At 69.4% G+C, this 16,217-nt stretch carries 22 protein-coding genes; 7 read left to right on the plus strand and 15 right to left on the minus strand.

The genetic code is table 11. The annotated features are described in order from the left end of the window. Positions 1 to 593 (minus strand): imine reductase family protein (locus EJK15_RS75640; protein WP_476739208.1); only part of this gene is annotated, 593 nt, incomplete at its 3' end. On the opposite strand from EJK15_RS75640, the gene EJK15_RS59245 reads away from it, so the two are divergent. Further along, positions 588 to 965: a VOC family protein gene (locus EJK15_RS59245; protein ID WP_138719189.1), complete on the plus strand. Its 378-nt coding sequence runs from the start codon at positions 588 to 590 to the stop codon at positions 963 to 965. The genes EJK15_RS75640 and EJK15_RS59245 overlap by 6 nt on opposite strands. Positions 966 to 1,001: 36 nt before the next feature. Here EJK15_RS59245 and EJK15_RS59250 read toward each other — a convergent pair whose 3' ends face one another. From EJK15_RS59250 to EJK15_RS59260, 3 genes are all read right to left on the minus strand, one after another. Then, on the minus strand, positions 1,002 to 1,898 hold the full coding sequence (locus tag EJK15_RS59250; protein WP_138719190.1) for a hypothetical protein: 897 nt from the start codon (positions 1,896 to 1,898) through the stop codon (positions 1,002 to 1,004). Continuing rightward, the gene (locus tag EJK15_RS59255) at positions 1,891 to 2,466 is read right to left on the minus strand and encodes an RNA polymerase sigma factor (RefSeq protein ID WP_171075205.1); all 576 of its coding nucleotides are present in this window, start codon (positions 2,464 to 2,466) and stop codon (positions 1,891 to 1,893) included. Before EJK15_RS59255 ends, EJK15_RS59250 begins: the two co-directional genes overlap by 8 nt. Positions 2,467 to 2,561: 95 nt before the next feature. Further along, positions 2,562 to 2,936 carry a DUF6086 family protein gene (locus tag EJK15_RS59260; protein ID WP_138719191.1) on the minus strand — a complete coding sequence of 125 codons (375 nt, stop codon included), beginning with the start codon at positions 2,934 to 2,936 and terminating at the stop codon, positions 2,562 to 2,564. Positions 2,937 to 3,122: 186 nt separating this feature from the next. Between EJK15_RS59260 and EJK15_RS59265 the strand changes: the two genes are divergently transcribed. The 3 genes from EJK15_RS59265 (at position 3,123) to EJK15_RS59275 (ending at position 4,536) form a co-directional block, all read left to right on the plus strand. Continuing rightward, positions 3,123 to 3,692, plus strand: a complete 570-nt coding sequence (locus tag EJK15_RS59265; RefSeq protein ID WP_138719192.1) for a TetR/AcrR family transcriptional regulator — start codon at positions 3,123 to 3,125, stop codon at positions 3,690 to 3,692. 97 nt (positions 3,693 to 3,789) lie between these two features. Then, positions 3,790 to 4,128, plus strand: a complete 339-nt coding sequence (locus EJK15_RS71975) for a cupin domain-containing protein (protein WP_171075206.1) — start codon at positions 3,790 to 3,792, stop codon at positions 4,126 to 4,128. 12 nt (positions 4,129 to 4,140) lie between these two features. Then, positions 4,141 to 4,536: a tautomerase family protein gene (locus tag EJK15_RS59275; RefSeq protein ID WP_138719194.1), complete on the plus strand. Its 396-nt coding sequence runs from the start codon at positions 4,141 to 4,143 to the stop codon at positions 4,534 to 4,536. Positions 4,537 to 4,540: 4 nt separating this feature from the next. On the opposite strand, the gene EJK15_RS71980 is transcribed toward EJK15_RS59275, so the two are convergent. After that, positions 4,541 to 4,690 carry a hypothetical protein gene (locus EJK15_RS71980; protein ID WP_171075207.1) on the minus strand — a complete coding sequence of 50 codons (150 nt, stop codon included), beginning with the start codon at positions 4,688 to 4,690 and terminating at the stop codon, positions 4,541 to 4,543. A gap of 19 nt (positions 4,691 to 4,709) precedes the next feature. Further along, positions 4,710 to 5,909: an RNA-guided endonuclease InsQ/TnpB family protein gene (locus tag EJK15_RS59280; protein ID WP_138719195.1), complete on the minus strand. Its 1,200-nt coding sequence runs from the start codon at positions 5,907 to 5,909 to the stop codon at positions 4,710 to 4,712. 143 nt (positions 5,910 to 6,052) lie between these two features. On the opposite strand from EJK15_RS59280, the gene EJK15_RS59285 reads away from it, so the two are divergent. After that, positions 6,053 to 6,484, plus strand: a complete 432-nt coding sequence (locus EJK15_RS59285; protein WP_138719196.1) for a hypothetical protein — start codon at positions 6,053 to 6,055, stop codon at positions 6,482 to 6,484. A gap of 30 nt (positions 6,485 to 6,514) precedes the next feature. Here EJK15_RS59285 and EJK15_RS59290 read toward each other — a convergent pair whose 3' ends face one another. Further along, positions 6,515 to 7,579 (minus strand): epoxide hydrolase family protein, encoded by a 1,065-nt coding sequence (locus EJK15_RS59290; protein ID WP_138719197.1) that lies wholly within the window; start codon positions 7,577 to 7,579, stop codon positions 6,515 to 6,517. Continuing rightward, positions 7,579 to 8,307: an alpha/beta fold hydrolase gene (locus tag EJK15_RS59295; protein ID WP_138719198.1), complete on the minus strand. Its 729-nt coding sequence runs from the start codon at positions 8,305 to 8,307 to the stop codon at positions 7,579 to 7,581. The genes EJK15_RS59290 and EJK15_RS59295 overlap by 1 nt, the downstream gene beginning before the upstream one ends. A 64-nt stretch (positions 8,308 to 8,371) precedes the next feature. Between EJK15_RS59295 and EJK15_RS59300 the strand changes: the two genes are divergently transcribed. Beyond that, positions 8,372 to 9,325 (plus strand): helix-turn-helix transcriptional regulator, encoded by a 954-nt coding sequence (locus EJK15_RS59300; protein ID WP_138719199.1) that lies wholly within the window; start codon positions 8,372 to 8,374, stop codon positions 9,323 to 9,325. A 43-nt stretch (positions 9,326 to 9,368) separates the two neighbouring features. Here the strand turns inward: EJK15_RS59300 and EJK15_RS59305 are convergent, their stop codons facing one another. The 7 genes from EJK15_RS59305 to EJK15_RS59335 all read right to left on the minus strand — a co-directional run bounded on the left by EJK15_RS59305 (position 9,369) and on the right by EJK15_RS59335 (position 15,527). Continuing rightward, the gene (locus tag EJK15_RS59305; RefSeq protein ID WP_138719200.1) at positions 9,369 to 10,487 is read right to left on the minus strand and encodes a Gfo/Idh/MocA family protein; all 1,119 of its coding nucleotides are present in this window, start codon (positions 10,485 to 10,487) and stop codon (positions 9,369 to 9,371) included. Continuing rightward, positions 10,472 to 11,176, minus strand: a complete 705-nt coding sequence (locus EJK15_RS59310; protein WP_138719201.1) for a ThuA domain-containing protein — start codon at positions 11,174 to 11,176, stop codon at positions 10,472 to 10,474. The genes EJK15_RS59305 and EJK15_RS59310 overlap by 16 nt, the downstream gene beginning before the upstream one ends. Before the next feature lie 98 nt (positions 11,177 to 11,274). After that, positions 11,275 to 12,276, minus strand: a complete 1,002-nt coding sequence (locus tag EJK15_RS59315) for a cytochrome d ubiquinol oxidase subunit II (protein ID WP_138719202.1) — start codon at positions 12,274 to 12,276, stop codon at positions 11,275 to 11,277. Between the two features lie 2 nt (positions 12,277 to 12,278). After that, positions 12,279 to 13,643: a cytochrome ubiquinol oxidase subunit I gene (locus EJK15_RS59320; protein ID WP_138719203.1), complete on the minus strand. Its 1,365-nt coding sequence runs from the start codon at positions 13,641 to 13,643 to the stop codon at positions 12,279 to 12,281. Between the two features lie 239 nt (positions 13,644 to 13,882). Next, positions 13,883 to 14,434, minus strand: coding sequence for a dihydrofolate reductase family protein (locus EJK15_RS59325; protein ID WP_138719204.1), 552 nt, complete (start codon positions 14,432 to 14,434; stop codon positions 13,883 to 13,885). Positions 14,435 to 14,579: 145 nt separating this feature from the next. Continuing rightward, the gene (locus EJK15_RS59330; protein WP_138719205.1) at positions 14,580 to 14,960 is read right to left on the minus strand and encodes a hypothetical protein; all 381 of its coding nucleotides are present in this window, start codon (positions 14,958 to 14,960) and stop codon (positions 14,580 to 14,582) included. A gap of 114 nt (positions 14,961 to 15,074) precedes the next feature. After that, positions 15,075 to 15,527, minus strand: a complete 453-nt coding sequence (locus EJK15_RS59335; protein ID WP_138719206.1) for a sensor histidine kinase — start codon at positions 15,525 to 15,527, stop codon at positions 15,075 to 15,077. A 244-nt stretch (positions 15,528 to 15,771) separates the two neighbouring features. Here EJK15_RS59335 and EJK15_RS59340 point away from each other — a divergent pair. Next, positions 15,772 to 16,217 (plus strand): XRE family transcriptional regulator (locus EJK15_RS59340; protein ID WP_206061907.1); only part of this gene is annotated, 446 nt, incomplete at its 3' end.

Raw genomic sequence — 16,217 nt, forward strand, 5'->3', positions numbered from 1 at the left:
GGCGCACGGTGCCCGCCCCCGCCCCCGGCACACCCGGGACGGGACAGCGTCCGGCGGGCCAGGCACCCCAGGCGCCCCGCCCACCGGCGGGGCGTACAGGGCCTGTACGCGATCCTCACCACCGGACCGGCTTCCACCGTGTCACAGCCACCCCCGTACTCCCCCTCGGAGCGTACGGAGGCGGCCCGCCACGCGCCACGCCCGCCCGGAATGCCGGAAATCCCCAGGCAAACATAGAGAATCGCAGACGCTCGTGAGGCTGTCCTTACGCCGCGGCGGAACACCTCCAGGACGGACGCGGACAGGGAGCCGTCCACACCGGACGCCTTCGCGGTGTGGATGACGTGCTCCAAGCTCGCGACGCCCATGGCCAGCCGGTCCACGTCGCCCTCGTGGTTGCCGGCGGCGATGCGCGGGGCGTAGAACTCCAGGAAGTACCGGAAGTCCATGGTCTTCACGGCATGCGGAAGGAACTGTTCGGCCGAGATGCCGTTGGCCTCCGCCACCGCCTGGCCGTGCAGGTAACCCAGCAATCCCTGGCCCGTCGTCGCGATCGCGGTGCGTGCCGGATGGCTACCCTGGCCATCATGCACGCGCGCGTAAGTCAGGTCGTGGTGGACTGCCGGGATCCACAGAGCCTGGTTCGCTTCTGGGCCGCCCTGCTCGGCGGCGACCCGGTGGATCGCGCCCGAGGCTGGTCGCATGTCGAACCGCCGGGGATCGTACGGCTGGCCTTCCAACCGGTCGCCGAGGACAAGACCGTCAAGAACCGGCTGCATCTCGACATCGAAGTCGACGCCATCGAGCCGGCCATCACCCACGCGCTGCGGCTGGGCGCCACGCGGATCGGCGAGACGGTGACCGACGATCAGGGCGCCTTCCAGGTCATGGCCGACCCCGAAGGCAACGAGTTCTGCTTCGTGTCCGCCGACGCTGCCTCCGCTTCAACTGCGCCGGCGCCGTGACCTGGTCGTACCGCACGCTGATCCCTACCACGCTCATCACTCTTGCGGTGAGGGTGTAACACCAGCACTCGGACTGATCGGCCGCAACGGCTCCGGCGTGACCTGCAGCCTGACCACGCCCTCGCGCTGCGACCAGGCCTGCCACACGAGCCAGTCCTGGCCGACGTCGGATGGGCGGACAGGCTCGTACGACAAATGGAAGAGCCCTTTCTCCCCGTCGATGAAGTTGCTGTCCGGATTGCTGGGATCATCCCGGACCCGCTGGTAAACAACCTCCAGGCCGCGCTTGCGGATCTCGCTGAGCACCTGGCTCACGGAACGGCCCTCCACCTGAACGCCCTCGAGCATCTCACCGGCGTCGGTGGCGCGGGCCGCCGCCTGGTAGGTCTCGCCGTCCGCCGCGGGCCTGCCGAGCTGAGCCCGCACCCGGCCCTCGAATCCGGCGGGGACCCGGAACGTCAGGTGGCAACCGGTCTGGCCGATCCGGCAGCCTTCAGGTTCGAGACCGCCGCTGAAGTGGCCAGACGGCCCGACGCCACCTGCCATGACCAGGTCGCCGACCCTCGCCGGCGAGGCCGGCACGAGCTGGAGCTCGACATCCAACCCGACGGCGCCGAACGCCTCGCGGTACTTCTCGTACTCGGCGAGCGGGTCCTTGATCCTGGCCACCCACGCGTCGCCCTCCTGCCTGACGTCGATGGCCGCGTTGGCGTACGACGTGGCGTTCCCCGACGGCAGCGCCGACACGGTCAAGGCGATGGCCACGAGCCCCGCCGTCACCGGCGCGCCCACCAGCAGGCGCCGCAGGAGCACCCGGGGCCGGGGCCTCCCGCCGGACTCCTCCGGCCGCCAGCCGATGGCCAGGGCCAGTTCGTCCGGGTCGCGCAGCGGGATCTGCGACCTCATGCGCTTGAGCAGCTCGGTCTCATTCATCAGCGGTTCCTCCCAGCGCGTCGCGCACCTTCGTACGGGCTCTGTTCAGCCGTGAGCGCACCGTGCCCACGGGGATGTCCAGCGCGTCGGCGACTTCCTGGTAGCTCAGCTCGCCCCACGCGGTCAGCAGCAGCACATCGCGATCACCCTTGCGCAGACCAGCCAGCGCGGCGGCCAGGCGCGGGGTCTCCGCGGCGGCGGTGACCTGCTCGGCCACCCTGTCGGCATGGCCCTCCAGCACCGGGTCCACGCCGGTCCGCGCAAGCGCGCGGAACATGCGCAGCTCGGAACGGTAGTGACGACGGATCAGGTTGGTGGTGATCCGCCACAGCCACGGCCGCACATCGCCCCGGGCGGGGTCGTAGCCGGCCCGGCTCCTGAAGGCCGTGTGGAACGTCTCCGCCACGATGTCGTCGGCGAGGTCGCTCCCGAGGCGGCGAGCGGCATAGCGGTGCAGCGGCGGAGCGTGCCGGCGAAACAGCTCGCCGAAACATCGGGGATCTTCCAGGGACCGCGCGACCAGCAGCGCGTCATCCGTCTCGTCATCGAGCACATCAGCTGAGCCCATCGATGTCCTTATCGCCGTCCTCAAGGTTTACACCGGCTACTAGCCCGATACGGCACCAAGAGTTCACGGAGGCGAATGGCTCACCGGCTGAGCTCTCAACGAGGCATCGCCCTGCTGTGACGGCGGCTGAGCTCCTGCAGGGCGCTGATGCTCGGGTCATCGCGGGCTACTTTCACGCCTGGTAGCTCGCCACCGCCGCGTTCCACGAGAGCCATCCCGGTGGCGATGAAACCCTCCATGAGCGAGCGCAGGATCACGTGGTTCGACCGGGCATACCGGCTGGCCAACGTGTCAATGAAGAGGGCGAACGCCTCGATGTCGATTTCACATTCGTCTGCGCACATGGGGCCGAGCCCGGACGGGAGATCAACAAGTAGGGACAAGGACTCGGCGGTCCGCACGAAAACCCGAGAAACACCCGTCGCAGGGTTCCACAGGACATTGTCTTCGATCTGGAAGTACTGGCTCATCTCTCCCGATCCCTGCTGTCTGATGCGGTTACGCGGGCGCTGGTCCTGACGATCTTCCTCGTTCGCGATCTGCCAGTCGACCTTCGCCCGCGCTTCCCCACAGATCCGCGACCGCCGGCAGGCCCGGGACCGAGAAGGCGTACCGACCCGGTTGGATTGAGATTGTACCTACTAGTATGTACGATCATGGTTGTGGACGCGAGGGAACGACTGATCGAGAGCACCCGGGAGCTGCTGTGGGAGCGCGGATACGTGGGCGCCTCGCCGAAGGCGATCCAGCAGCGAGCCGGGGCGGGCCAGGGCAGCATGTACCACCACTTCCGCGGCAAACCCGACCTGGCACTGGCCGCGATCACCCGCACTGCCGAGGAAATGCGCGCTCGCGCGGAAGCCGAGCTCTCCGACGCCGGGACTCCGGTCCAGCGGATCACCGCCTACCTACGCCGGGAACGGGACTCTCTCCGCGGCTGCCCGGTCGGCCGGCTGACCCAGGACCCGGACGTGATGGCCGATCCCGCGTTGCGCCGTCCGGTCGAGGAGACCTTCGCCTGGCTCCGAGCCCGGCTTGCCGAGGTCCTCGCGGAAGCGCGGGCAAACGGCGAGCTTGACACCGCCCTCGATCCGGCAGCCACCGCCACCGCGCTCGTCGCGGTGCTGCAGGGCGGATATGTGCTGGCCCGGGCCGCCGACGACGCGGTGGCGTACGCCCAGGCCGTTGACGGCGCGCTCGGCCTGCTTGCCGGACACGTCCGCTGAGCCAGGAGAGTCCAGGGCGGGCAACGGCATACCGCCCTGCCCCTCGCCCGGCACGGAGACATGCACACCGCCGCAGGACCACATCCCGAAGGGACACATGATGAGCACCGTTCGCCGCGAGCACCTGCTGACCGGCGACCTGACCAGCCGGCCTGAACGCATCGACCGGGTGGAGACGCACCGGGTCACCATGCCGCCGGGGGCGGCGAGCGGCCTGCATACTCACCCCGGCGGCGTCACCGGCTACGTCACCAGCGGCCGGATCGTGTTCGAGCTCGATGGGCACCCCGCTCAAGAACTCCACGCCGGGAGTGCCTTCTTCGAGCCTGCGGGCGCAACGGTCCACCGCTTCGACAATCTCTCCGTCACCGAGCCGGCCACGTTCGTCGCCTGCTACCTGCTCACCGGCGACCAGCCACTGATCGAATCACTTTGAAGGGACGAAATAATGCCTTTTGTCCGCATTGACGCGCTCCGTGCAGACGAGAAGCGGCTGGAGGCCGTGGGCCGGGCCGTGCACGATGCCCTGGTCGACGCCATCGGCATCCCGCAAGACGACCTGTTCCAGGTGCTCACGAGCCACGACGGCACGCGGCGCATGTTCCGCTACGACCCCGGCTACCTCGGCGTACACCGGGACGACGACCTCGTGTTCGTCGCCATCACCATGCGCTCCGGCCGCACCGCGGATCAGAAGCAGGCCCTTTACCGCAGGATCGCCGAGCTCGCCCAGGAGTACGCGGGCACCGAACCGCGGAACGTCTTCGTCACGGTCAGCGAGAACGAGCCGATCGACTGGTCCTTCGGCGACGGTGTGGCGCAGTACGCGGAGACCGGCCAATGAGCGATCATCCGAGCGGATGGTGCAGGAACCGGCAAGGGGACTGCACGCTGCGGCAATGACCTGCTGCGCGCCGGTCGGCAAGACTGATGGTCTGCGACGGCCCAAGGCCGGAGAAACCAAGATCATCAATCTCCAGACCGGGATAGGCCGACATGTTGACTTCCTCCCCACGCCTAAAGACGGGGGATTCCAACCTTCACAGGCTGGGGTTCCTGCTTCACAGGCGACTGCACCCGAGAGGACTCGGAGTGTCTGACGTCACCTCCACAGGCCGACACGGCAAGACCTGCCGCCAGGATGTTCTTCGCGGCGTTGACATCCCGGTCGTGCCGGGTGCCGCAGCCCGGACACGTCCAGTGCCGGGTGCTGAGCGAGAGTTCGGCAAGCAGGTGCCCGCACGCCGAGCAGGTTTTCGAGCTCGGGTACCAGCGGTCGATCACGATCAGGTGGCGGCCGTACTTGGCCGTCTTGTACTCCAGCATGCGGCGGAAGGCGCCCCACCCGGAGTCGGAGATCGCCTTGGCGAGAGACCGGTTACGGACCATGCCGTTGATGTTCAGGTCTTCGATCACGATCACATCGTGGTCGCGGACCAGACGCGTGCTGGTCTTGTGCAGGAAATCTGCCCGGGAGGCACGGACCTTCCGGTGCGCTCGGGCGACCTTCGCCTTCGCCTTCTTGCGGTTGTTCGATCCGCGTTGTTTGCGGGCCATACGCCGCTGGTAGCGGGCGAGGTTGCATTCCCGCTTCGCCAGCTTCCGAGGATTGGCGATCTTATCGCCCCCGGAGGTGACCGCGAAGTCCTTGACGCCCAGGTCCACGCCGACAACGGCGCCGGTAGCCGGAGCCTGATCCGGATCGCCGACTTCGACGGCGAACGACACATGCCAGCGTCCGCACGGGTCACGCGAGACGGTCACCGTGGACGGGTCGATCGAGGCAGGATCAACCTCGGGCCACGACCACACGAACTCAAGCGGCGCGTCGGTCTTGGCCAGGAACAGGCGACCGTCTCGCCAGCGGAACCCCGACCGGGTGTACTCCGCGCTCTGGCGGCCGTTCCGGGACTTGAACCTCGGGTAGCGGGCGCGCCCGGCGAAGAAGTTGGCGTACGCCCGCTGCTGAGTGCGCAGCACCTGCTGCAACGGGACCGAGGACACCTCGTTCAGCCAGGCGAACTCCTCGCTCCGCTTGAGCTGGGTGAGAAAGGCGTTGGCCTGCGGCACGTTGGTGGAGACGCGCTCTTGATGCCAGCGCTGGTGCCGCCAGGCGAGCGTCTGATTCCACACCACGCGCACGCACCCGAACGTGCGGTTCAATACCGCAGCCTGTTCGGGGCTCGGGTAGGCCCGACACTTGTACGCCGTCCGCACAGCCAAGATCTTAGCAGGAGGTATCGATTCTGCTTAACGTCATTCCGCCTTGCCAGCGGGACTGATGCCCATGTGCCGCTACGCGGCAGGTTCGCTTTCCTCCCCAGGGCTGAAGCCCGAGGTCTCCAGCGAAGGAGCAGTCGATGAAAACCGTGCGCAGAGCCTTAATGCTGGCAGGGAGCGTTGCCATAGCTCTCACACCGCTTTCCGCCGCGTCCGCGCAATCGGTTGAACAAGGCGCGGCAGGATGCCACCACTACTACTTCCGGAACGCCGACACCTGCTTCGAGTGGCGAGGCGACGACTTCTGGGTACGGAAACGGTCCCCTCAGGCCGGGAGGGTGGGCGCGCTCATCCAGACGAGCCACGGCCTGACGAGAGCGTGCGAGACCTCCTCCAAGCGCGAATGCCGGTACAGCTTCCCCGAGCGGCACACCAACGGGGCCCAGGCATGCGTGCGGTGGCGGCCGTACGAGCGGGGCCCCGGCGGCCGGGTCAACATGGCAGCCCCCAGCCGGGCGGTCAGCATCTCGACAGGGCGTTTCAACGCCAACTGCTATTTCGAGTGGCGCTGAGATCCGGCCCGGCGGCGCGGAGCAGAGCCTTCAGCGCCGGGCCGCGAAGAAGGCGCGGATGTCCCCGGCGAGGAGCTCCGGCGCCTCCTGCGCGGCATGGTGGCCGCCGCGGTCGAACTCGCTCCAGTGCACGATGGCCGTGTGGTCGCGCTCGGCGAGGGCTCGTACCGTCGGGAAGAAGTCGCCGGCGAAACAGGCCACGCCGAGCGGGAACGACGACGGCCCGGGCGGCTGCTCGTTGCCGTGGTAACCGGACAGGGCCGCGCTGCCCCCACTGTCGGTCACCCAGTGAATCGTGGCGTTGGCCAGGACGTAGTCGTCGTCGGCCGACTCGCCGAACAGCTGCAGGCTCCAGGCGAGCTGGCCGGCCGGTGAGTCGGCCAGCGCGTGGGCGAGCGTCTGCGGCTGGGTGGACTGCAGCTTGAGGTAGGCGCCCCTTTCGTCCATGAAGCGTTGCATCGTACGCACCTTCACCAGGTCGCCGGGCCCCAGCGCGGCCAGTTCGGCGGGATCTCCCGAGGGCACGGAGAAGATCTGGGTGACGTGCACTCCGGTCACGTGCCGGGGGTCGAGGCGGCCGAGCTCCACCGAGATGAGGGCGCCGACGTCGTTGCCGTGGACGCCGTACCGCTCGTAGCCGAGCCGGCGCATCAGCTCGGCCCAGGCCCCGGCCGTACGACGGCGGTTCCAGCCGGCCTCCCCGGGAACCGCGGAGAACCCGAACCCGGGGATCGAGGGGATGACCAGGTCGAACTCGTCGCCGAGCAGCCCTATGAGGGGCAGGTACTCCACGACGGACATCGGCCAGCCATGCGTGAGGATCAACGGGAAGGCACCCGGCCGGGGCGAGCGGACGTGCAGGAAGTGCACGTCCACCCCGTCGATCTCGGTGACGAACTGCGGATGGGCGTTGACGGCGGCCTCCTGCGCCCGCCAGTCGAACTCCTCGCGCCAGCGCTCCACCAGCCTCCTGACCCGTTCGGTCGGCACGCCGTGCCCCCTGCCGGGAAGCGAACGGGTGAAGCGGGTCCGCGCCAGGCGCTCGGCCAGGTCATCGAGACAGGACTGCGGGACCTCCACGCGGTACGGCCGCATCAGCCCCGCGCCGCCTTGTCGATCAGATGCGCCAGCTCGACCGGCTTGGTGATCATAGGCCAGTGTCCGGCGTCGAGGGTGACCGGCTCGTGGCCGGGCAGAAAGGCCGGTTCGCCGGGATCGCCGGTGCACGCGATGAAGGTGCGCGACAGCCCTTCCACCGCCCCGAGCTCGGCCGGCGCCGGATCGCGGTAGGTGTTGACGGGCTGGCCGACCGCCCGGTCACGGAACCAGGCCCGGTCCTGCGGCGTGAGCCCGTGCTCGCCGAAGTTGGCGTCAATGATCGCATCGCTCATCACGGGGATCCTCCCGTCCACCACGGTGCTCATGATCGCCTCCTCGACACCCGGCGGCGCGATGTCGAAAAGCGTCCTGCCCGCCTGCGGAAGGACGGCGGCGACGTAGACCAGGCGGGCGATGCGCCCGGGGATCGCGGCGGCGGCGATCGTCGCCGGGGCGCCTCCGTAGGAGTGCGCGACGAGCACGACGTCACGCAGCCCGGCGACCTCGATCGCGGCCGTGATGTCCAGAGCGTGGGTGGCGAGCGTGGTCGCCTCCGAGCCGAGGTGCGCCCGGTCACCGAAGCCCGTGAGCGTCAGCGGGTGGACGTCGTGACCGGACGCGGTGAGCACGGGCGTGACGCGCTCCCACGCCCAGGCGCCGAGGAACGAGCCGCCAACGAGAACGATGGCCGACATGGCCAGCTCCCTTCGATTGTCGTGGATCATGTTGCGACGGGAGCCAGGCTAGAAGGGATTGTGGACGTTTTCTGCCCTGATTTAGGATGCGGCCGTGTCCCGTCCCGCCGCACGCGTCCTGGCGTTGCTCGAGCTCCTGCAGGATCGCGGGCTGGTGTCCGCCGACGAAGCCGCCAGGCGGCTTGAGATCGACGCCCGAGCCGTGCGCCGCTACGTCACCGCCCTGCGCGATATGGACATCCCCATCGAATCCGTACGCGGGCGCTACGGCGGTTACCGGCTCGCCCGCGGCTACCGGTTGCCCCCGCTCATGCTCGCCGACGAGGAGGCCGTCGCCGTGGCGGTCGCGCTGGCCGCCGCGGGCGAGCGTGAGACGGCCGGCGCACCCTCGCCCGCCGACCGCGCGCTCGTCAAGCTCGGGCGTCTGCTTCCCACAGCGCTGCGGGAACGCGTCAAGGCCCTCGGCGCGGCCACCTCGGTGACCGGCTCGGAGCCGCTGACGCCGGAGCCCGACCTGGCGCTGACGCTGGGCGCGTCCGTCCAGGCGCGCCGCGCGGTCCGGATCGAGCACAGCGGCCACGTCCGCGACGTGGACCCGTACGGGCTCGTCGTGCACGCGCGCCACTGGTACCTGGTCGGCCACGACCACCTGCGCGACGACCTGCGCATGTTCCGCCTCGACCGGATCACCGGCGCCGCCGAGCTGCCACGCCGATTCACCCCGCCCACCGGGTTCGACCCGGTGGCGCACGTCCTGCGGACCCTGACGCTGGGCGCGTGGACGCATCGTACGGAGGTGTGGCTCGACACCGACCTGGCCACCGCCCGCGCCCGGCTCCCCGCCACCTTCGGCGAGCTGCGCCCCTGTCAGGAGGGCGGGGTGCTGCTGGTCAGCGGGGCAGAAGACCTCCCGGCGATGGCACGGCTGCTGACCGGCCTGCCCTGGCCGTTCACCGTCAGAACGCCGCCGGCCCTCGCCGCGGCGCTCGCCGCCCACGTCGAGGACCTCACCGCGGCAGTCGCCCGCTCCAACCAGGCCCCGGCCTAAAGAGGGTCTGGCAAGATCGCGATTCGACGGGAGCCGGGCCGCGTCACGGCGTGCCGCCTGACCGATCGCTCGTGCCTTCGGAGGGAATCAGGACCACGGGGCGGGGACGTTCGCAGGTGCTCGTGATGTTCACCGCCCTGCCGGAGTGCGCCGAGGCCAGCAACGACTCCATGATGTCGAGCACGTGGAAGGCCAGCGAACCGCCCGTACGGGGCTCCTCCCCCGGCGGGGTCGATGCGAAGTCGGCCAGGCCCACGCCGCGCCCGGCGTCGACGTAGCCGGCGCTCACGGGAAGATCGCGCCAGCCCTCCTCCCCGACCCCCGACGCGAGGACGGGCCCGTCGAAGTGGTTCGGATTGGGGACGACGAGCGAGCCCTGCTCGCCGTGCACCTCGATGTGGGGCGCCTTGGTCGCCGCCGCGTCGAAGCTCATCACCAGCGTGGACAGCGCTCCCGAGGTGTGGACGAGCACGCCTGTCACGTGGGTGTCGACGGTGACCGGGATCTCCTCGCCGCGGCGGGGACCCGAGCCGATCGTGCGCTTGGCCCGCGTGCGGCCGGCGGCGCCGATGACCGTCGACACCGGCCCGAGCAACGTCACCAGGCTGGTGATGTAGTAGGGGCCCATGTCCAGGAGCGGGCCACCACCGGGAAGGTAGTAGAAGTCGGGGTTCGGGTGCCAGCGCTCGTGGCCGGGCGTCACCATCATGGCGGTCGCCGCGACCGGCCTGCCGATCAGGCCGTCGTCGATCGCCTTGCGCGCGGTCTGCGTGCCCGTGCCCAACACCGTGTCCGGCGCGCACGCCACCCGCACCTGCGCGGCGTCGGCGGCCCGCAACATCCGCCCCGCGTCCTCCGCGGTCGCGGCGAGCGGCTTCTCGCAATAGACGTCCTTGCCGGCCGCGATGGCCTGCAGCGCGATCTCGGCGTGGGCGGCGGGGATGGTGAGGTTGAGCACGACGTCCACGCGCGGATCGGCCATCAGCTCCGCCACGCTCAGCACCTCGACCCCCGCATAGGGCCGCACCGCCTCCCGCGCCCGGTCAAGGTCGAGATCGGCCACCGCCGCCAACCGCAACTGCGGGAGCCGGTCGATGGTACGGAAATACTGGGCCGAAATGGCACCGCACCCGACAACGCCGACGTTCACCGGCTGGCCCACAACATGCCCCTCTCGATGATGGTGCGCACACTGTCGTTCTGCAGGACGTCGAGGCTGTGCCCCGGCGTCGTGACGAAGATCCGCCCGCTCCCCCACCGCCGGGTCCAGATCGCCGGTGAGGTGACCTCCCGGTGCCACGGGTCCCACGGGCGGACCTGCTGCGTCGTCGTCGCCAGCACGTCGATGTAGTCGTCCGTCAGCACCCAGTACTGCTCGGTGACGAGGTCGAAGTCGGCGATGCCCTCGGTGACGGGGTGGGCGCTCGCCTCGGGCAGCATGTTCACGGTGTACGGCACGAAGTTGTCGGCCTGCGTGCCCTCCCGCTCGGCCGGGTCCTTGCCCGGGTGGCAGGCGAACTGCCCGCCGATGAGATGCAGGTAGTCGGAGGAGTTGCGGAAGGAGTCGGCGATGCCACCGTGCCAGCCCGCCATCCCCGTGCCCGCGCTGATCGCGGCCTCCAGCCCGCGCAGCTCCGCCGGCTCGATCGTGCCCATCGTGTAGCACTGCACGATGAGGTCCACACCGGACATGAACTCCGGATCCGCGTACGGCGCCGGAGAGTCCGCCCGATGCACCTCGTACCCGTGCTTTTCGAGGAAGGGAACGAAGAGGTCGGTGGCCGCCACCGGGACGTGCCCCTCCCAGCCACCCCGCACCACCAGTGCCCTTCGGCCGTGTTCGCCACTCATACATTCGCCCATCGCTCAGTGGTCAATCGGCTCCGATCGTCGCATCTCCCACCGACATGGTCGAAAGCGGGCCACCCCTGGACGCGGCAGATCTGTGATCAGGAGCCCGCGCGGTCGCGTTGGAAGGTGGCATAGAGCCACCACAACGATGGCAGCAGCAAGAGCGCGCCCACGGCCAGCGAGCCCAGGCTCGCCGCCAGGACCGCGTCGGTGGCCGCCGCCTCGGCGAGGGAGACGCCGGGCAGCAGGGACGGGTACTGCCCGACCCCCCATCCCCACAGCAGGCCCGTCACGGCCAGCGCGGCGGTGAGCCGTACGGCGAGGTAGGCGCGCCGCCACAACAGCACCAGCGAGGCCAGGCCCGCCACGATCGACAGCGCCAGCAGCGGCAGGGCGCGCCCGGACGTGAGCTCGGTGAACAGGCCGGGCGCGTCGGCCCGCAGGACGAGAAGACCGGTGCCGGACAGCACTCCGACGACGGCGCCGCACCCCAGGGCACGCCGCCGGAAGGCCTCGACCAGACCGGCGTCCCCGGCACGCTGGGCGTCGCGGGTCAGGTAGACGGCGGCCAGATAGGCGGCGGTGCCGACGGCCAGGGCCCCCGCCGTCAGGGACGTGGGGTTCACCCAGCTGGTGACCAGGTCGCCCGCGGCGATGCCGGGCGGCACCCGGCCCGAGGCGATCGCCCCGGCGACCGTACCGAGGAAGAACGGGGTGGCGAGGGAGGAGAAGGCGAAGGTGGCGCCGAAGAGGCGGCGCTGCCACAGCTCGGTGGAGACCTTGCGGAAGGCGAACGCGGCGCCGCGGCCGATGATGCCCAGAGCCGCCAGGGTGAGCGGGATGTAGAGCGTTGAGGCGATCGCGGCGAACACCGAGGGGATGCCGGTCCACATCAGCACGATGACGAAGATCAGCCAGACGTGGTTGGCCTCCCAGACGGGGCCGATGGAGTGCTCCACCAGGGCCCGCTGCCGCCGGCCGGACACGTCGCCACCGGCCAGCAGGTCCCAGATGCCGCCGCCGAAGTCCGCGCCGCCGAACAGGACGTACGCGGTCAGCCCCAGCCACAGGACGGCGAGCATGATCTCCGGCAGCGGCATGGTCACACGATCTTGTAGTCGGTGACGTCGCGCTCCTGCGGCGCGATCGGCACGGGAACGTCGCGGGCCAGACGGCGCAACACGTAGACAGTGGCCACGGTCAGCGCCGCGTAGACCGCGATCACCAGCGCGAACCCGTACACCAGGCCGGGCGCCGGGTTGACCGCCTGTGACGTACGCAGCACGCCGAACACGATCCACGGCTGCCGGCCCACTTCGGTGACGACCCAGCCCGCCTCCAGCGCCAGCACCGCGGCCACGCCCGACAGCGCCGTCGCGCGCAGGAACCACGGCGAGCGCGGCAGGTCACGTCGTCGTTTCCAGGCCAGCGCCAGCCAGGCGGCGAGGGCCAGGAGGGCGAAGCCCGACCCGACCATGATCTGGAACGCCCAGTGCACGACGTTGACCGGCGGCCGGTCGGCGGCCGGCACCTCGTTCAGCCCCCGGATCTCGGCGTTCGGATCCCAGTGGGCCAGCAGCGACAGCCCGTTGGGGATCTCCAGCGCGTACCGCATCTCGCCGTCGACCGCGATACCGCCCACGTGGAGCGGAACCCCGCGCGAGGTCTCGAACACCCCCTCCATGGCGGCGAGCTTGACCGGCTGGTTGCTCGCGACGAAGTGGGCCGCCCAGTCGCCCACGCCGATCTGCACCGGGGTGACGGCTGCCGCCACCGTCAGCGGGAGCAGCAGGCCGAGCCGGTGGTAGCGGTCACGCCGGCCGCGCAGCATGGCGACGGCGTAAACGCTCGCCATGCTGAACCCGGCCACCATGAACGCGGCCAGGATCATGTGAACGGTCTGGGGCGGCGTGGCCGGGTTGAACATCGCCGCCCACGGATCCACCGCCACGATGCGGCCGTTCCGGGCTTGGAAGCCCGTCGGCTGCTGCATCCAGGCGTTGGCGGTGACGACGAAGAACGCGCTGGCCACCCCCGCCAGGACGATCGGGATGCCGGACAGCAGGTGCGCCTTCGGTGGCAGGCGGTCCCAGGCGTACAGGTAGATGCCGAGGAAGATGGCCTCGATGAAGAACGCGATGCCTTCCAGCGAGAACGGCAGTCCGATGACCTCGCCGTACGTGCCCATGAGCCCCGGCCACAGCAGCCCCATCTCGAACGACAGGATCGTCCCCGACACCGCGCCGACCGCGAACAGCACGCCCAGCGCCCTGGCCCACCGCCGGGCCAGCAGCCGGTAATGGACATCGCCGGTGCGGTGCCCTCGCCACTCCGCGAGCAGCGTGATGGCCGGCATCCCCACGCCCAGGCAGGCGATGACGATGTGCCAGCCGAGCGACAGGGCCATCTGCATCCGGGCCGCGCCGAGATCGGCGGCGCTGACGCCGTCCACCACTTGCATAATCATCGCGGCCCCCCGGCCCCTCCGGCATGCCCCTTTTCGCCTGCCGTCCTGCCAGCTCTCGAACGACTCGAACCCCCGCGGCGCCGCGCTCGGCGGCAGCCGGTGCGAGATGACACAGCTCGGGATCGAGGTCGCCGTCGCGGATCCTGCCCAGCAGCGGCTCCAGAAAACGCCGCACTTGGCACCGGCGTTCCGTCTGGTTGATCAGGAGGCACACGCTGGTCCCGGCCTGCGCGGTCCGCCTACCGGGCGGCCGGCGTGTAGGTGGCGATGATCACGCCGCTCTTCATGACCTTGGTGCCGGCCAGGGTCAGCGTCGTCTCCACGTCGCTCAGCGGTGCGGAGATCGACGGGCCGCCCACGAACACCGGGGTGATCCAGAATCGGACCTCGTCCACCAGGCCCGCCTTGACCAGGGCGTGGGTGACCACGCCGTAGCCGTACATCAGGATGTCCTTGCCCTCCTGGCCCTTCAGGCTGGTGACCGCCTCGATCAGGTCACCCTGCAGCACTTCGCTGTTGTTCCACTCCGGGTCGGTGAGGGTGGTCGAGGCGACGTACTTCTTGACGTTGTTGAAGTAGGCCGCGCCGGTGGTCGGGTCACTCTCGTCCCGGGTCGGCCAGGCGGCCGCGAAGCCCTCGTAGGTGCGCCGGCCCATCAGCAGCGCGTCGGCCGCGGCCGTCTGCTCACCGGCGAAGGCGGCGGCCTCGTCGTCGAAGTACGGCATGGTCCACGCAGGGTCGTCGATGACGCCGTCGAGGCTGATGTAGGTCGAGTTGATGATCTTACGCATCTTGGGTTCCTCCTGGTTGTACGGCACTCCGTTCAGCAATCAGAACTCTGCCCGGTGCCGCTTACGCTTCTCTTCAGGAAGCCTTACGCGGGCTCACACGGCGGTCCTCATTGGCCGCCGGACAAGGTCGCGACCGACGCCGTTCCTATCTGCGTCTGGGTGGGCAGGCCTGGAAGGTGGCGTTCTTGAAGCCGGTCAGGTTGTCGATCGACATCCATCCGTACTGCGCCGTGCCCTTCACCCTGGCGTAGACCCAGAGCGTGCCGCGGCTGTTCTCCACCCAGCAGTGGAAATAGAGCACCGCACCCTTGGCGACCTTCCTGACGATGGGGCACTTGGTCCCCGCGTAGGGCCCCACCTTGAGGTTGAAAGCGCCTTTCATGACGCCGGAGCCAGGGTCGAGGTTGGCCACCATCGGGCGCGGGCATCCGAGCGCCGCGGCGGATTCGGCGGTCGCGGCAGGCGCGCCCGCGAGGGGCAGAACGGTGATGGCGCCGGCTGCGGCGAGCGCTCCCAATGTCTTCATCGTGTACCTCCTGGACGAATGCTGGACGTGGGGATGTCGAGGATTTGGTGAGACGGCGTTGAGCCGCCGCCTCAGCCCCCGTGCCTCAGTTGCTGCCGCATAGCCGTGCCCCGCCTAGCCGAGGGCCCTTCGGGGTACGGTGGCGCTCACCGTGGTGCCTTCTCCTGGTACGCCATTGACGGTGAGGCCGCCGCCCATTCCTGCAAGCTCGGCCCGTCTGCCACTCAGCTGGGCCTCATACACCTCGGCCGACATTCCGAGGCCATCGTCGCTGACGGTCAAGCGCAGCCCGCTGGGAGCCACGGTGAGGGCGATGGAGACGGTACGGGCCCGTGCCTGCCGTTCCACCTCCTGCAGAACATCACGGATCGCGCCATGGACGATCTCGGTGATGAGGGCGGGAAGCGGCTGTTTCGGCAGGGCCCATATCTCCACCGTGATCCCGGTCTGCAGCGACCATTCCGCCAAGTAGTCCACCAAGACCTGTGAGGCTGTGCGGCTGCCTGTTTCGAGTTCCCCATGTGAGCTATTGATCATCTGCTTCTTCCCTTGCTCGTCACCGGTCAAGTGGGCCACTGGATCACCGGCTTGGCCGCCTTCACCTCTCTCAGGTCACACGTCCGTGTGCCGGCTCGAGGCGGCTAGTGGTTCCATGACCGCTTGCCCGCCGGGGCCGGTGGCACCAGGATCGTGGCGGCACGATTGTTCGGCACCCCTGATCAGCCAGGCAAACAATGCTTTTCTCGGCGAATGGCTCCTCTCCTCTAGCGAAGGGAATCTCGTAACGGTGGCAGGCCGTCGTGAAAGTCCAGTGGACCCGGCAGCGGGACCGGTTCAACGTTTTGCCTCTGAGTTACGCAAGCTGCGCCAGGAAGCGGGCGGCCTGACCTATCGGGCCATGGCCAAGCGCGCCGGCTATTCGGTCACCACGCTGTCGCAGGCGGCGGCAGGTGAGCGGCTGGCTTCACTGCCCGTCGTCCTGGCCTTCGTGGAAACATGCGGCGCAGACGTCTCCGCATGGGAGCACCGCTGGCAGCAGGTCGCTCAGGAACTGGCGCGCGAGAGGGCCGACGAGGACGGTGCCGCCGGGCCGTACCTGGGTCTGGCCCCCTACGACACGCACGATTCCGGTCGTTTCTTCGGACGGGAGCGGCTCGTCGAGGAATTGCACGAGCTGCTTGGCCGGCATCGCTTCGCCGCGGTGTTCGGCCCTTCGGGCAGCGGCAAGTCGTCCCTGTTGCGCGCCGGGCTCGTGCC

Source organism: Nonomuraea basaltis (assembly GCF_005893125.1).
GTDB lineage: Bacteria > Actinomycetota > Actinomycetes > Streptosporangiales > Streptosporangiaceae > Nonomuraea > Nonomuraea basaltis.